Origin of the sequence: Streptomyces sp. ID05-39B (assembly GCF_033794725.1) — a bacterium.
Taxonomy (GTDB): domain Bacteria; phylum Actinomycetota; class Actinomycetes; order Streptomycetales; family Streptomycetaceae; genus Streptomyces; species Streptomyces bobili.
In genome coordinates this window covers 80,837-95,251 of sequence record NZ_JARGEF010000003.1, presented here as the reverse complement: position 1 = coordinate 95,251, position 14,415 = coordinate 80,837, and the positions used below count along the sequence as shown (strand labels likewise).

The 14,415-nt window shown below is 67.6% G+C and carries 8 protein-coding genes and 4 pseudogenes; 7 read left to right on the top strand and 5 right to left on the bottom strand.

Features of this window, described 5'->3' with window-relative positions; genetic code table 11:
• The first annotated feature begins 20 nt into the window (after positions 1–20).
• Both P1P75_RS01860 and P1P75_RS01855 read left to right on the top strand, forming a co-directional pair.
• A complete protein-coding gene (locus tag P1P75_RS01860; RefSeq protein ID WP_119580251.1) occupies positions 21–2,177 on the top strand; it encodes a beta-galactosidase in 2,157 nt (718 codons plus the stop codon).
• Between the two features lie 51 nt (positions 2,178–2,228).
• Positions 2,229–4,028: pseudogene (locus P1P75_RS01855) on the top strand (RICIN domain-containing protein); the annotation flags it as partial.
• 487 nt (positions 4,029–4,515) lie between these two features.
• Here the strand turns inward: P1P75_RS01855 and P1P75_RS01850 are convergent.
• Positions 4,516–5,334 carry a LuxR C-terminal-related transcriptional regulator gene (locus P1P75_RS01850; protein WP_119580253.1) on the bottom strand — a complete coding sequence of 273 codons (819 nt, stop codon included), beginning with the start codon at positions 5,332–5,334 and terminating at the stop codon, positions 4,516–4,518.
• 239 nt (positions 5,335–5,573) lie between these two features.
• On the opposite strand from P1P75_RS01850, the pseudogene P1P75_RS41955 reads away from it, so the two are divergent.
• Together P1P75_RS41955 and P1P75_RS41950 are read left to right on the top strand one after the other, a co-directional pair.
• Positions 5,574–6,362 (top strand): annotated as a pseudogene (locus tag P1P75_RS41955) (AMP-binding protein); the annotation flags it as partial.
• A gap of 109 nt (positions 6,363–6,471) precedes the next feature.
• Positions 6,472–7,212 carry a hypothetical protein gene (locus P1P75_RS41950; protein WP_369076325.1) on the top strand — a complete coding sequence of 247 codons (741 nt, stop codon included), beginning with the start codon at positions 6,472–6,474 and terminating at the stop codon, positions 7,210–7,212.
• On the opposite strand, the gene P1P75_RS01835 is transcribed toward P1P75_RS41950, so the two are convergent.
• Positions 7,095–8,093, bottom strand: coding sequence for a YdcF family protein (locus P1P75_RS01835; protein WP_119580254.1), 999 nt, complete (start codon positions 8,091–8,093; stop codon positions 7,095–7,097). The two genes, P1P75_RS41950 and P1P75_RS01835, sit on opposite strands and share 118 nt — an antisense overlap.
• Positions 8,094–8,646: 553 nt before the next feature.
• Positions 8,647–10,329: a CocE/NonD family hydrolase gene (locus P1P75_RS01830; RefSeq protein WP_119580255.1), complete on the bottom strand. Its 1,683-nt coding sequence runs from the start codon at positions 10,327–10,329 to the stop codon at positions 8,647–8,649.
• A gap of 348 nt (positions 10,330–10,677) precedes the next feature.
• Here P1P75_RS01830 and P1P75_RS01825 point away from each other — a divergent pair, with 348 nt between their 5' ends.
• Together P1P75_RS01825 and P1P75_RS01820 are read left to right on the top strand one after the other, a co-directional pair.
• Positions 10,678–11,406, top strand: a complete 729-nt coding sequence (locus P1P75_RS01825) for a hypothetical protein (protein WP_119580256.1) — start codon at positions 10,678–10,680, stop codon at positions 11,404–11,406.
• A 67-nt stretch (positions 11,407–11,473) separates the two neighbouring features.
• Positions 11,474–12,286, top strand: a complete 813-nt coding sequence (locus P1P75_RS01820) for a hypothetical protein (protein WP_119580257.1) — start codon at positions 11,474–11,476, stop codon at positions 12,284–12,286.
• A 140-nt stretch (positions 12,287–12,426) separates the two neighbouring features.
• On the opposite strand, the pseudogene P1P75_RS01815 reads toward P1P75_RS01820, so the two are convergent.
• Positions 12,427–12,777 (bottom strand): annotated as a pseudogene (locus P1P75_RS01815) (response regulator transcription factor); the annotation flags it as partial.
• 193 nt (positions 12,778–12,970) lie between these two features.
• On the opposite strand from P1P75_RS01815, the gene P1P75_RS01810 reads away from it, so the two are divergent.
• Positions 12,971–13,687, top strand: coding sequence for an IS6 family transposase (locus P1P75_RS01810; protein ID WP_319251147.1), 717 nt, complete (start codon positions 12,971–12,973; stop codon positions 13,685–13,687).
• Positions 13,688–13,728: 41 nt separating this feature from the next.
• On the opposite strand, the pseudogene P1P75_RS01805 reads toward P1P75_RS01810, so the two are convergent.
• A pseudogene (locus P1P75_RS01805) lies at positions 13,729–14,220 on the bottom strand (transposase).
• Positions 14,221–14,415: the final 195 nt, after the last annotated feature.

Sequence of the window (14,415 nt, the reverse complement as noted above, 5' to 3'; positions counted from 1 at the left end):
CTCTCCCGGAGATGTCTTTCATGGCGGATCTACCCGCCCACGTCCTGTTCGGGGCCGCGTATTGCCACGAGTACATGCCTGCGTACAACCCCGAATCGCGGTCCGACGAACGGCTGACGGCCGACCTCGACCTGATGGCCGAGGCGAACTTCACCGTGATCCGGGTGGGCGAGTCGGTGTGGTCGACCTGGGAGCCGGAGAACGGCCGGTTCGACCTCGACTGGCTGCAGCCGGTGCTCGACGGCGCCCACGAACGCGGTATCTCCGTCATCCACGGCACACCGACGTACGCCGTACCGCCGTGGCTGGCCCGCCAGTACCCGGAGATCACCGGCGAGTACGCCACCGGGAAGCGCATCGGCTGGGGCGGCCGTCAGGAGGCCGACTTCACCCACCCCGCCTTCCGCTTCCACGCCGAGCACGTCATCCGCAAGATCATCGCCAGGTACGCCGACCACCCGGCGATCATCGGCTGGCAGGTCGACAACGAACCGGGACTGCACCTCTTCCACAACCAAGGCGTCTTCCAGCGCTTCGTCGACCACCTGCGCGACAAGTACGGGGACGTCGAGACCCTCAACCGGGAGTGGGGCCTGGTCTACTGGTCCCACCGCCTGTCCACCTGGGCCGACCTGTGGACCCCGGACGGCAACCAACAGCCCCAGTACGACGTCGCCTGGCGGGAGTTCCAGGCCCGCCAGGTCACCGAGTTCATTGGCTGGCAGGCCGACATCGTCCGCGAGTACGCGCGCCCCGGCCAGTTCGTCACCACCTGCATCTCCTACACCCGCCAGGGAGTGGTAGACGACCAACTGTCCGCCCGCCTCGACATAGCCTCCGGCAACCCGTACTACGACATGCAAGACGGCCTCCTGCTCCCCGACCCCACCCCCGAGGACCACGAGCAGGTCTGGAAGACCACCGGCGTCTGGTCGATGTACGAGACCGCCGACTGGATGTTCTCTTCCCGTCAGGAGCCCTTCCTGGTCACCGAGACCAACGCGGCCTCCATCGGCTTCGCCTGGGACAACCGGCCCGGCTACGACGGCCAGTGGCGGCAGGCCGCCTGGGCACACGTGGCACGCGGCGCCCGCATGATCGAGTACTGGCAGTGGCAGACCCTGCGCTTCGGCGCCGAGACCTACTGGGGCGGCGTCCTGCCGCACAGCGGACAACCCGGTCGCGTCTACGCCGAACTCGCGCGTCTGGGAGCCGAGTTCGAGGCCGCCGGCCCACTCGTCGCCGGGATCGAGCCGGACGCCGACATCACGATGGTCTACTCGACACCCAGCAAGTGGCTGCTGCAGAAGCACCCACCGCTCGCGACCCCCGACGGCGCCCCCGACCCCGCCGCCTACCACCGCATCTTCGACCCCTTCTACCGCGGCGCGTTCGACGCCGGCCGCCAGGTGCGGATCGTGCACGCCCGCCAACTGCACGACCCGAGTGGCGAGCAGGAGGGCATGGCCCCGGCAGAGGCCGCCGGCCGCCACCCCGTGCTGGTCGTACCGGCGTTGTACATCGCCGCCGACGCGACCCTCGACTGGCTCACCGCCTACGCCGACGCGGGCGGCCACCTGGCCCTCGGACCGCGCACCGGATACGCCGACCACGAGGCCCGCGCCCGGCATGAAGAGGCACCCGGACGCCTCACCGAGGCCGCGGGAGTCACGTACGACGAGTTCAGCAACCTCTCGCGCGACATCCCGGTCCGCCCCGTGTCCGGCAGCCCGCTGCAGCTGCCGCAGGAGGCGACGGCGACCCGCTGGACCGACGGCCTGACCGTCACCGACGCCGAGGTCCTCGCCGTATACGACCACCCGCACTTCGGCCGCTGGCCCGCCGTCACCACCCGCCGCCACGGCGCGGGCCGCGTCACCTGTGTCGGCACGGTCCCGAACCGGAGTCTTGCGCACGCGGTGGCCGAGTGGCTCGTGCCCTCCGCGGTCAGCGGGTGGCGCGACCTTCCGGAGACCGTCACCGCGACGACCGGCACGTCCCCCGACGGACGCCGAGTCCATGTGATCCACAACTGGAGCTGGGAGCCGGCCCACGTCACGGCTCCGGTCGAGCTGTCCGACCTCCTGGACAGCGGTCCGATACCCGCAGGCACGACGCTGGAGCTCCACGCCTGGGACGTACGGGTGTTCATCGCCGCAGACAGGCCGACGGCCTAGGACGAAGGCCGTCGGTACGGGGGCACCGTGATCAACCTCGAAGGAGAGGCAATGCAGAGAAGAAGACTGGGCAAGACACTGGGAACCTTCGTCGCGGCATCCGCACTGGTGGCGATACCCATGGGCGGTGCGCAGGCATACAACCCGACAGGTGGGATCCTCTACCAGCTCGGCAACGAGCCATGCCTGAAGGGAAGAGGCAACTGCGCGATCTACCCGAAGTCGACGCAGCTGCCGAGCGGACGTCTGGTCGCGTCGTTCGAGAAGGCCACGGTCGTGCCGCAGACGGGAAGCGCCGACCAGGAGACGCTCCCGATCTACAAGAGCGACGACTACGGAACGTCATGGCAGCACCTGTCGGACGTCAAGGCCCCGGCGTATCTCTCCAGCGATCCCCGCTACGCGAAGTACAAGAGCAACTGGGGGAGCCCGTACCTCTACGCGCTTCCGCAAAGCGTCGGCAAGCTGAAGAAGGGCACGCTGCTCCTCGCGAGCGTCGTGACGGGCGACGACGCCTACTACAACGAACACAAGGCAGCCGACCCGAACTGGATCCCGTCCAACGACGGGGACCGCCCCGACATGGCGCTCGCCCTGTACTCCAGCACTGACGACGGTGCGACGTGGAAGGTCCTCAACATCATCGCGACAGGCGGCTGGCAGGGCGGCAGCGCGGGCGCGATCGGCAGGAACATCGCCACGGCGAACACGTACAAGCAGGTGGATCCCCTCTGGGAGCCGTACCTGATGGTCCACAACGGCAAGCTCGTCTGCTACTACTCCGACGAGAACGACTACACCGGATACGACCCGGTCACCGGCGTGGCGAAGGTCGATCCGGAGAACGAAACGGCTACGGATTCGCACGGCCAGATCCTCGTCCACAAGACCTGGAACGGCCGCGGCGCGCAGTGGAGCGAGCCCGTTCTCGACGTCGCGGGCCTGACCACCGACATGGGAGGCGGCAGGAAGGAGATCGGAGGAGGGCGGCCGGGCATGACGAACGTCGTCCCGACGACGGACGGCAAGTGGCTCCTCACCTACGAGTGGTGGGGCGGCGGAGAGAACACCAGGTACGTCGTCGCCGACGACCCACTGAAGTTCTACGAGGGCTCCGCGGGCAACCCCGTCACCAAACTGCCGCTCGCCCCCGGCTCCCGCCCCCTCGCGACCGGCGGCAGCCCGGTCATCATCAGGCTCCCCGATGGACGCCTGGTCTACAACGCCCACGGCAGCGGCAACGTCTGGGTCAATGAGAGCGGACGCAGCGACGGCGAGTGGAAGGAGTACCAGACGACCTCGCGCAACGGCTACAGCCGCAACCTGCAGTACGTCGAGGGCACCGGGCGCCTCTCGATACTCAACAACCAGGGCACCTCCACGCTCGCCTACGCCGAGGTCGATCTCGGTGACTCAGAGGGCGCCTACTACGAGTTGGTGAACCGAAAGACCGGCCAGGTGATCGGCACCGGGAACAAGACCAACGACGCGAACATCGGCAACGGGGACGTCCCTGACGTCGTCATGGAAGACCGTGGCTCGGCGGCGAACAAGGACACCCAGTACTGGCACGTGGTGGACGCGCCGAAGGGCGGCACGACCCTGCTGAACAAGTCGGGCGGCCGCATGGCGGGGATCTGGACGGGGAACGCGACGCCCGGCCAGCGGATCGGCCAGTGGGTCGACAACAGCGCCACAGGAGTCTGGAACGTCGTCAGGACCGCCGATGGTTACTACAAGTTCCAGGCGTCCAAGAACACGAACCTGTACCTGACCGGTGCGTCCAAGGGCGCGCCACTGACCCTGCAGAACGCCGCCACGGACGGCTCGCAGGAGTGGCAGCTCGTCCAACAGGTGCCGAGTGCCGCGGAGCTGACGAAGCTCAAGCGGTCGAAGCACCTGGTCACGAGCAACGTCAGGCAGAAGGCCACCGTGTCGCTGAACGCCGCCGCGTCGGATCCCGCGGGCACGGATCTGCACGCGAACACGACCGGCCACGCCTATGCGTTCACGGCTGGCGGGAAGGTCACGGACCTTGGCACAGTCTCCTTCGACGAGGGTCAGAAGGGCAGCGTGACGCTGCCGACGACGATCGCGGCCGGGAAGAAGATCAAGATCGCCGTCGTCTTCGACGACACGCCGCTGATGTGGGACGCGGTCACCGTTCGGGCTGCTGCCACCGAACGCTGACCCAGCGTACGGGGTGAGCCGGCGAGCCGGCTGACCCCGTACCAGGAGCAGTGCGGCGTCGTCCTCCGCCAGCCCGTCAGACCATGCAGCGGTGATAGCGGGAGATGACCTGCGGCGGCGGCGGCGCAGGGCGTGCGCGTGGAAGGGGTCAGGGCAGGAGGCCGGCGCGGCGGGCGATCACGACGGCTTCGAGGCGGGTGGTGGCGTGCAGCTTGGACATCGCGGACTTCATGTAGCTCTTCACGGTTTGCGAAGTCAGTCCGAGCCGGTCAGCAATTGTCTTGTTGGGCAGCCCGGAGGACGCGAGAGCGAGCACGTCCAACTCTCGCCTGGTCAGGTTGTCCAGGGGGCGTGCGTCGGTGCCTGGCTCCGTGAGCCGTCGCGCGATGTCGTGGAGCGCCCGTTCCACCGCGGGGTCCGAAACACGTCGGCCGAGGGCCCGTAGCTCGGTGTACGCCTCCCGAACGCGTTCGCGCAGCCTTCCGAGATCCGCGTCCGTCTCCTCCTGGCTGCCGCGCAGGGCGTGCAGGGTGACGAGTTCCTGTTCCAGTGCGCGGGCCTCGTCCTTGAGGCCGTCCTGGATCCGGTCGCCCACGATCTCGTCGGTGCGGAATGCCGCGTACACCAGGGCTATGGGCCTGCGGTCGACGACCACGGGAACGGCGGCGATGGAGCGGATGCACTCGGCGCGGATGATGAGGTCGTAGCGGTGGGTGATCTGGTCACAGGAGAAGTAGTCGTTCACCGCGATCGGCCGGCGTGAGGCCACTGCTCGGCCGCCCAGTCCTTCGCCGTAGCGCAGGATCACTCCGGGCAGGGCGCCCACCGTCGGTCCCGCGAAGTTGCCGAGCACGAGGTCGTTGGCGGGTGTGACGGAGCCTGCGAAGGCCAGGGAGACACCTGTCACCTTGCGGACGCGTTCGGCCGTTCGGTCAAGCCGGTGGGGGAGGTCATTGGCGATCTTCATTGATCCCCTTCTTCGTACATGCCTGCCGTGGGGTCGGAACGTCTGGGCGAGGGGAAGGCAGGAAGGTCATTCTCAGCGAAGGCCAGGACATCGGCAACGAGTTCGGCCCCCTCCATGGGGGGGTGTGGCTCCGCCTCGCCAGGAGAAGACAGTGGACCCGCAGCCTCCCGGCCGCGTTCCTCGGGCGTGGGCGCTGTTCGCATTGATGCCAGACCCACGGAGGCGAAGTGTCCGACCCCATGGCCGGTCTGCCGGCCGCCCCAGCCGCTGATGACATCCCCTTGGCCGCCCCCGCACCATGGCTGGACCTGCCGGACGTCGTGGATGAGGTGGCAGACCTGCGCCGGCGATTCGATCAGCCGGATCTCTGCGTGGCGTCCGTCCTGTGCGACGAGCATCCGCGGGAGGACACGGCGTTCATCCTCGTCGACAGTGAGCTCGATGTCCGCCGCCTGACCTTCGGTGAACTCGTGGACGAGTCGCGCAGGCTCGCCGCCGCACTCCGTGCGCGGGGGATCGGCCCGGGGGACAGGGTCGGGGTGCTGATGAGCAGGAGGCGCGAGCTTCCCGTCGTCCTGCTCGCGTTGTGGCGGCTCGGCGCTGTCCAGGTGCCGCTCTTCACGGCCTTCGCCGCACCGGCCATCAGCGTGCGGGTGCGGGGGGGGGCGGGCGCGAAGCTGGTCGTGACCGAGCCGGGTCAGCGTGCGAAGGTCGACGGGCTGGGGACGGACGTGATCGAGGCGGGAGACGAGCTGGACGGCCTTGTCGCGGCGCACCGCCCGGTCGAGGACAGCGCGGCCGTTGGCCCGGACGGTCTGTTCATCGAGCTGTACACCTCGGGAACCACGGGTGCCCCGAAAGGCGTGGGAGTGCCGGCGCGGGCCATCGCCGCGTTCGTCGCCTACATGCGTTACGGCTGTCACCTCCTCGACAGTGATGTTCTGTGGAACGCCGCCGACCCGGGGTGGGCGTACGGGCTGTACTTCGGTGTGGTGGGCCCCCTCGCCATGGGGCGCCCCAATGTGCTGCTCTCCAGCGGGTTCTCGGCGGAACTCACGGCACAAGTGATCCGGCGCGGCCGGTGTCACCAACTTCGCGGCGGCGCCGACCGTCTACCGGGCGCTCAAGCAGCGGGGAGTGGTCCTGGCGGACAGCGATCGTCTGCGCGTCGCGTCCTCGGCCGGCGAGCCGCTGACCCCCGATGTCACCGCGTGGGCTCCGGATGCTCTCGGGACACAGGTCCGCGACCACTTCGGCCAGACCGAGCAGGGCATGGTGATCGTCAATGCCTGGGACCCGAGACTGCTGCGCGACGTGCGTCCCGGCTCGATGGGACAGGCCCAGAGGTATGAAGAGCGCCACGTTCAGCAGCACTTGGGTCAGCGCCGGGTTGTTCAGCATCGCCATGGGACCGCTTCCGCAGGCGGACTTCCCCATGTCGTGCAGGAATTGGAAGGGGATCAGTTGCGGTCGGCGCACACCGATGGCGGCACAGAAGTCCGGCCGCACGGGTGGGAACGGGGCGAATACGTAGAAGAACAGCGCCAGGCCATACAGCGGCCCGGCGAACGCCAATGCCAGGTTTCCGAGGCCCAGTTCGCCGCGTCGCCGGTACCGTACGGCGATATAGGGCACGAACAGCACGAACGCGGCCACGGACATCAGCACGGCGGCCAAGATGGCCGGCTCCATCCTCGTAATCACGAGCGGATTCCTCTCAGCGCCGCGACCTTGGTCGGCGTCGGCACACCAAAATGGGATCAGTACAGGCGCAGAAGGGCGATGACGGCCAGCAGCGCGCAGATGCCGAGATTCAGGACCCGGTGCGACAGGAAGACGGCCGCGAATTCGCGGATCGTCGCGCTGGGCCAGAAGTAGCGGGCCGTCGGCGAGCCGATGACCTGTGCCTCGAGCATCTCCATGCGCGCGATCTGTGCGGCGCGCATGACGTGGAAGTTGTTGGTCACGATCAGGGCTCGGTAATCCGCCTTGCGGTCCTGCATCAGCGTCTTGCTGAACCGCAGGTTCTCCTGGGTGGTGCGGGACTTGTCCTCGATGAGGATCCGATCGCCCGGCACGCCGGCCGCGATGAGGTAGTCGGCCATCGCCCGCGCTTCGGGAAGGTCCTCGTCCGGCCCCCGGCCACCGGACATCAGCAGCATCGTCTCCCGGCCCTCGGCCCGTTCGGCGTCGAAGGCGGCGCGTCCCCGGTCCAGTCGGCCGGCCAGCAGCGGCGGGACCCGCGAACCTCCGATCAGCCCGGAACCGAGCACCACGACGAAATCGACGGAGTGCCGGTGCGGAATCCTGCCGTAGAGGAACGAGTAGAGCAGGAAGCACACGAACAGCAGCGACACGTAACCGAGGACGAACCCCACCGCGTCCAGCGGGGTGTCCAGCAGCTTCCACCGAGTGCTGTTGGCCAGCGCCTTCAGCGTGATGAACAGGAGGATGCACGCGCCTGCTGCCAGAGACAGCAGATTTGCCGGGCGCCTGCCCTCGCGGCGCAGCATCGTCACTCCGTTGGCGATCAGGAAGATCGCGAGCACAAAGGGCAGCAGGATGAGGAGGAACCAGAGCGACCACAGCAGCATCAGGGTCGCCGTCGTGGACACCGACGCCAGTCTGTACAGCAGCCCCAAGGACAGAAAGAGGAGCCCGAAGAAGAGGTAGACGCCGTTGCGTACGAGTCTTCGGTCATGCAGGAAGCCGCAGGCGAACACCAGGAAGAAGACGCCTGCAGGAGCAAAGGTGATCACGCGTTGGGCCCTTTGTCTGTCAACTGAGCGGGCCGTGAGGAGCCCCCCGGCCGAGTAGGGAGATGAAGAAGGGGCATCCGCCGACCGTGCAGGCCGTGCTTCGCCCGCCGCCCGGATGAGCGTCGCATCGCTCGGCTCGGCTGTGCATCGGCCGAACGGCCGATGCGGTGACGGAGCGGAGTCCTGTCATCAGATGGCGCCGCGCCTCGATGATCGGGGGCCGTCGTCCCCACGGCAGACCCTCTTACCCGGCGGTTTCCGCCGGGTGTCATCCTCCGAGTTGATGCGACGGTATACCTGAGGCTGATGGGACGGCCGCCCGCGTCAGCCCGAGGTGGTCGGCTCTTTGGCCGATACGCGGGGTCCCTTCGAGCCGGACGATGGAGAAGCCGTACCGCCCCCGCCGTTGATCGAGTGCCGGTGACCACCGCCTCGCCTGCTGGCCCCCGTCCCTGGCGGGATTCCGCAGGGTGGGTTCGGCGTACGGCGACGGGCGGGGCCGGAATGCGTCCCGCCGTCGAACCGGCGTGAGCGGCCGGCGGGCTTCCTGCTTTCAGCCTGCGGGCGTGGGGACGACCGGCAGGACGATGCGGGAGGGGCGTACGGCGTCGTGGGCGACCTGCTGGCGGGCCGGCCGGGAGTCCGCTCCGCCGTCGAGGAAGTCGGCGGTGTTGAGATTGCGGTCCCAGCGGGGGAAGTTACTGGAGGTGACGTGGACGCGTACGCGGTGCCCGGCGAGGAAGACATGGCTCGTCGACCACAGGTCGACGGCGTGCTCGGTGAACTCTCCCGGTGTGGTGACCGACCGCACGATCCCGTCGACGATGTTCCGGGAGACGCCCGCGGTGTCGACGTCGCAGAGCCGGACCACCCAGTCCGTGGTGGGGGCGTCGGTCGCCGCGTGGAGAATCGCGCGAACGCGGCCCGTGACCTCCAGGTCCTCGGTCAGCGGCTCCGTGGTGTAGACGACGACGTCCGGCCGTGCTTCGACCGCGGCCTGATCGAGTGGGCCCGGCCGGAAGTTCTCCGTCATCAGGAGCGCGCCGCCCATGGTCGGCACGGGGTCGGCGGGGTCGTAGGTGTAGGTGTCGCTCTCCTCACCCGCCTGCGGGAGCTCGAAGGTGAGCGCGCCGTCCGCTCGCAGGAACAGGTCCGTGTCGACGGCGCACGCCAGCGGCCACTCCTGCTCCTCGCGCCACTCGTTCCTGCCCATGACGAAGAGCAGCACCGGGGGCAGCTCCGGCCCCGACGGGGTGGTTTCGGGGGTGAGCCACTGCCGGAGCCATGTGCTCTGGATGTCAGTGAGCCTGCCGCGGAAACCGAGGAGTTCCGCGCTCGCCGCCATGCCGAAGTTGACGTCACCGATCTGCTGACCGTGGTTGAGATGTGTCCAGGGGCCCATGATCAGAGTGCTGGGCCGCCCCGCCGCGTGGCTTGCGGCGAAGTTGTCGAGGGTGCCCTGGCTGAAGATGTCGTACCAGCCGCCGGTCTGCAGGCTGGGCAGGTCGACTTCGGCCTGGCGTCCTGCGACCCGGCAGGCCGAGCTCCACTCGGGCTCCTGGCGGGAGCGCTCGTAGCCGATGTCCGGGATGCCGTGGCGCTGGAAGGCGGGATGGTGCCCGGCGGGCAGTTCCCGGTATCCGGACGTCTCGGCCATGTCCAGATCGTGGACCAACGCCTGGAGCGCCGGCGGGAGTGCGGCCGGGTCGGCGGCGTGCCGACGCAGGATGGTGTCCACCCCCTGCTGCAAGGACCAGGGCAGCGCGATGCCCAGCTCGCGGGCCCCTCCCCGCGCGAAGAGCCCGTCGTCCGGTTCGGAGAAGGTGTCGAGCGGAACGATGGCTTTCAGCTCCGGTGGCTTCGACAGCGCGGCCATCCACTGCGTGTTGCCGAAGTAGCTCTGCCCGAACATGCCGACGCGGCCGTTGGAGCCCGGGAGGGCGGCGGCCCAGCGGACCGTGTCGTAGCCGTCGTCCGCCTCGTGGGTCCACGGGTCCCACGCGCCGTCCGAGGCGAACCGGCCTCGGGTGTCCTGGATCACGACGAGGAATCCTTTGCGTGCCAGGCCCGTCGGATCGAGAGCGCCGAGCAGGAACGGAGTGTTCTTTCCGTAGGGAAGACGGGTGAGGAGTACGGGCCATGGTCCGCCTTCGACGGGCTGATACACATCGGCCCGCAGCACGGTGCCGTCGCGCATGGTGGCGGGAACGTCGTAGCGGGCCGTCACGTCGGGCATGTACCGGATCCTTCTGTCGTGTCGTGTCGTGTCGAGGGATTCCGGACTCTCGCAGGCCGCATCACGCCCCGGCACCCCCGAAAGAGGGGGTGTCGCTGGCGGAGACGGGGGAGCCACACGGTGGCGCCAGGACGGCTTTACCCAACGGACCCGCGTCCTTCGCGCCTGTGACGAGGCACTCGTGAACATTGCCGACGCATGGTCAGGCGAGGCGACAAACCCCTGAATGTGCCTCAAGGCACACATCAATACCAGCCGGTAGGGACATTTGACTCTGTCAGCCCTTTCGGTTCGGTCCAATAATTTCATCCCGGTGAGACAAAGAATCGTTCAAGGAAGGAGCACGACATGGGTAAGAGGGACCTGAAGAGCAGGAAGGTCCGGCTCGTCGCCGTTGTTTCCGCGCTCGCCACCGGTGCGGCCGTTATCACCCTGCTGCCGTCGGCGAATGCCGCCCAGGCAGAGAAAACTCCGGACGAGATCATGCGGATGTGCCAGAAGGCCAAGGTGATCGACGGCAAGGAGCAGAAGACGGGAAGCGGCGTCCAGGATGTTTTCCTGGCCGACAGCTGCGAGTTCGTCAAGACGAAGTTCGAGACCTTTGACGGCCCCACGAAGAAGGCCTCGATCGACTTCCCGAACTGCGAGCCGAATGCCACCGAACCGGCAAAGGTGTCGATCACCTGGAAGGCGGCCGTCCTCCAGGGTGAAGGCAAGTACACCGCGACACAACAGGGTGCCGGTGGAGGGCTCTTCGGTGCCTTGAGCGGAGCTTGGCTCAAGCACAAGGCAACGACGGACCTTACCCTCAAGTCGGTCGCCGCCGGCGACACGGAAACAAGGGAGGTCCCCGTCGGCAAGGTCCTCCACCTGGAATTCACGCCGAAGATGCAGCGTATGACGGGCGAATGGCGGGTGAAGATCAACGCCAAGCCGGGGAGCACGGCCATCAACCCCGTCGAGGAACAGAACTACGCCGCGCCCGAATCCGTCGAGGGAGCTGTCGTCCTGGACGGCGCCGCCGGCGCTCCCGGCATCGCGGACGGGACGTCCAAGCCCGTCCTGACCGACTGCTGACGGCCCTCGTGACCAGGCAACTTCGCAGCCCCCTCACATGTCCCCGGCCCTCTCAAGGAGACGCACGATGACCCGCACCGGACGCGGAAACCACCGGAGCAAGAAGAAGCGCGTAGGTCTCATCCTGGCCCCGTTGGTGGCCGTCGCGGCGGCCGTTCCGCTGATGAACCAGGCGGGTGCCGCGACCGCCTCCGAGGTGTCCAAGGACTGTGCGGAGGACTCCTCCAAGCTGGAGAACTGCGAATTCGTCGATGTCCAGTTCAAGAGGGACAACCTGGGCCCGAACAAGCGCGTTTCCCCGGTTACGGACAACTGCGGATCCGCATCCGACGCCACGAAGAGCTTCAGCGTGTCCGCCTCGGTGACGAGGTCCATCACGCTCGAGGAAGGATTCACTGCCTCCGCCGACTCGAAGCTGGGAAACTCGTTCTTCGAGATCGGCGCCAAGTTCAACACGACGGAATACACGATCCAGCGCGACGACAATACGGTCGGGTTCGATTTCTCCAGGACCGACACCGTGAAGGCCGGCCACATCGCCTTCTTCATGTGGTCGGAGAAGCGCACCGATGTCAGCGGCTACCTCAAGGCCACGTACAACGACGCGCAGGACGGCCAGAAGGTGTTCTTCTCCCCCAAGGAGGGGAGCACGAGCGTACACGTGTTCTATCCGCAGCTCTTGGAAGGCGGCACTCCCGACGGCCGGCTCTGGCTGCGCAACGTGAAGTGCGAAACTCCGCAGGCGGGCGAGCTCCAGAACTCGTCAAACGGCGCCCGGGAGCGCCCCGGATCCGATGACGGGACGCAACCCGGTTTCCAAGAGGGCGGCCCCGACGTAATCGACGTCGAAATCCCGCTCTCGGAGATTGTCGCACCCTAGCTCCGCAGCGATTCTCGCGATGTCCCGCGCGATCGCGGAAAGCGCCGGCCGGATAAGAGGCGGCGACGGCCGGCGCCATCGGAACGAGCCCCCGTGTGGACTCCACGCGGAGGCTCGTTCCCATACGCGAACCAGGGAACTCAGGACCGGACCGCAGGGGTGGCTCCCAGCCACGTCAGGACCGCTTCGGCGCTCCCCCGGACCTCCAGCTTGGCGTAGATGTTGCTGAGGTTGTTGCGGACGGTCTTCTCGCTCAGCTGTAAGCGCAGCCCGATCTCCTGCGCGCCCAGGCCGGTCGACAGCAGCTCCATGATCTGTCGCTCGCGCGGCGAGAGCATCTCCCGCAGCCGTTCCAGCGCCGCCCCGCCGGTGGGCAGTCGCCGGGCCCCCTCCTGCAGTGCGGCGCAGGCCGCCGGGGAGAGGTAGGTGTGCCCGACGGTGGCGCCCATGACTGCGGAGGAGAGCATGCAGGTGCAGTAGTCGCTGTCAATGTCCGAAGTCGTCTGCACGGGTGACCAGCGCGTTCGTAGTCGAGTGCACGGGAAGTTCGGACGAGCGCGACCGTCGCCGACCTCAGCCGACGCGCATGCGGGAGGACTTCGGACATCAGTGCAGACGGCGCTGTCACGTTGGCTGAGCGGGTGGGATGATCTTCTGGTTGATCGTGTTGGAGGGGGCTGTTCCGTGGGGGCCGTGGCTCCGTCGTACAAGGGGCACCGATACCCGGTCGAGGTCATCTCCCACTGCGTGTGGCTGTATCACCGCTTCCCGCTGTCGTTCCGCGAGGTCGAGGAGCTGATGCTCGAGCGCGGGATCGTCCTCTCCTACGAGACGGTGCGCCGCTGGTGCGCCAAGTTCGGTCAGCGGTACGCCGATTCGCTGCGCCGCCGCCGGCCCCGACCTGGTGACAAGTGGCACTTGGACGAGGTCTTCATCAAGATCAATGGGGAACAGAAGTACCTGTGGCGGGCGGTCGACCAGGACGGCAACGTCCTGGACATCCTGGTACAGAGCCGCCGGGACAAGGCCGCGGCCAGGCGCTTCTTGCGCAGGCTGACGAAGAAGACCCGCACGGTGCCGGGGGCGATCGTCACCGACAAGCCCCGCTCCTACGCAGCCGCCCACCGCGAGGTCATGCCCTCCGTCGAGCACCGCTCCCACAAAGGGCTGAACAACCGGGCGGAGAACAGCCACCAGCCGACAAGGCAGCGCGAACGCGCGATGAAAGGCTTCCGCGGCACCGGCGCAGCCCAGCGGTTCCTGTCCGCGTTCAGCGGCATCTCACCCCACTTCCGACCCCGACGCCACCGGCTGTCCGCACACCACCACCGAGCCGAGATGACCGTCCGCTTCGCAATCCGGGAGCAGATCACCGGCGCCGCCTACCCCTCCACGGCCTAAGCACAGCCCGGAACCGGGCTCCACCACACCACGACGCACCATCAGACACCTACCCACCCAACAACGTGACAGCGCCTCGCGAGACGGTTCACGTCGCGGGCCCGGTCCCGGACGGTCTCGGTTCGATACCGGGTCAGGTCCCGCAGCTGACGGATGTATCGCGGGGGAACGAAAGAGGGGCGGACCAGGCCGTGTTCGACCAGCTTGCAGATCCACTGGCAGTCCTTCACGTCGGTCTAACGACCGGGAACCGTCTTGATGTGCCGGGCGTTCAGCAGCCACGGCTCGATCCCGTCAGTGGCCTCGAGCAGGTAGAACAGCGGCTTCCAGTACGACGCTGTCGCCTCCATGCCGATCCGGGCGATCCTGTTCTCCACCAGCCAGTCCCGCAACTCCAGCAGGCCGTCGTTCATCGTGGAGAACGTGCGGACCTCATAACGGGCGCGCTTGCCGGTGCCCGGCACCCGGATGCACACCTTGACATCCGCCTTGCCCAAGTCGGCTCCCCCGCACCGCTCTTCGATCACATCCATGTCCCGCCCCGCCCTTCCTGACGTGCACCAGTAGCGGTACCCGCCCATCAGGGACCACAGGGTTCAAAGAAGCTCTCTTGCGTGCTCGCGGCAACATCACTGGACTCCTGCGCTCGGCCCCCGCGTCCGACTACCAAACGGGCTCAATGTTCGGCACCAAGCTCTATCGACGTCCTCCGGACGGGCACCAGCCCC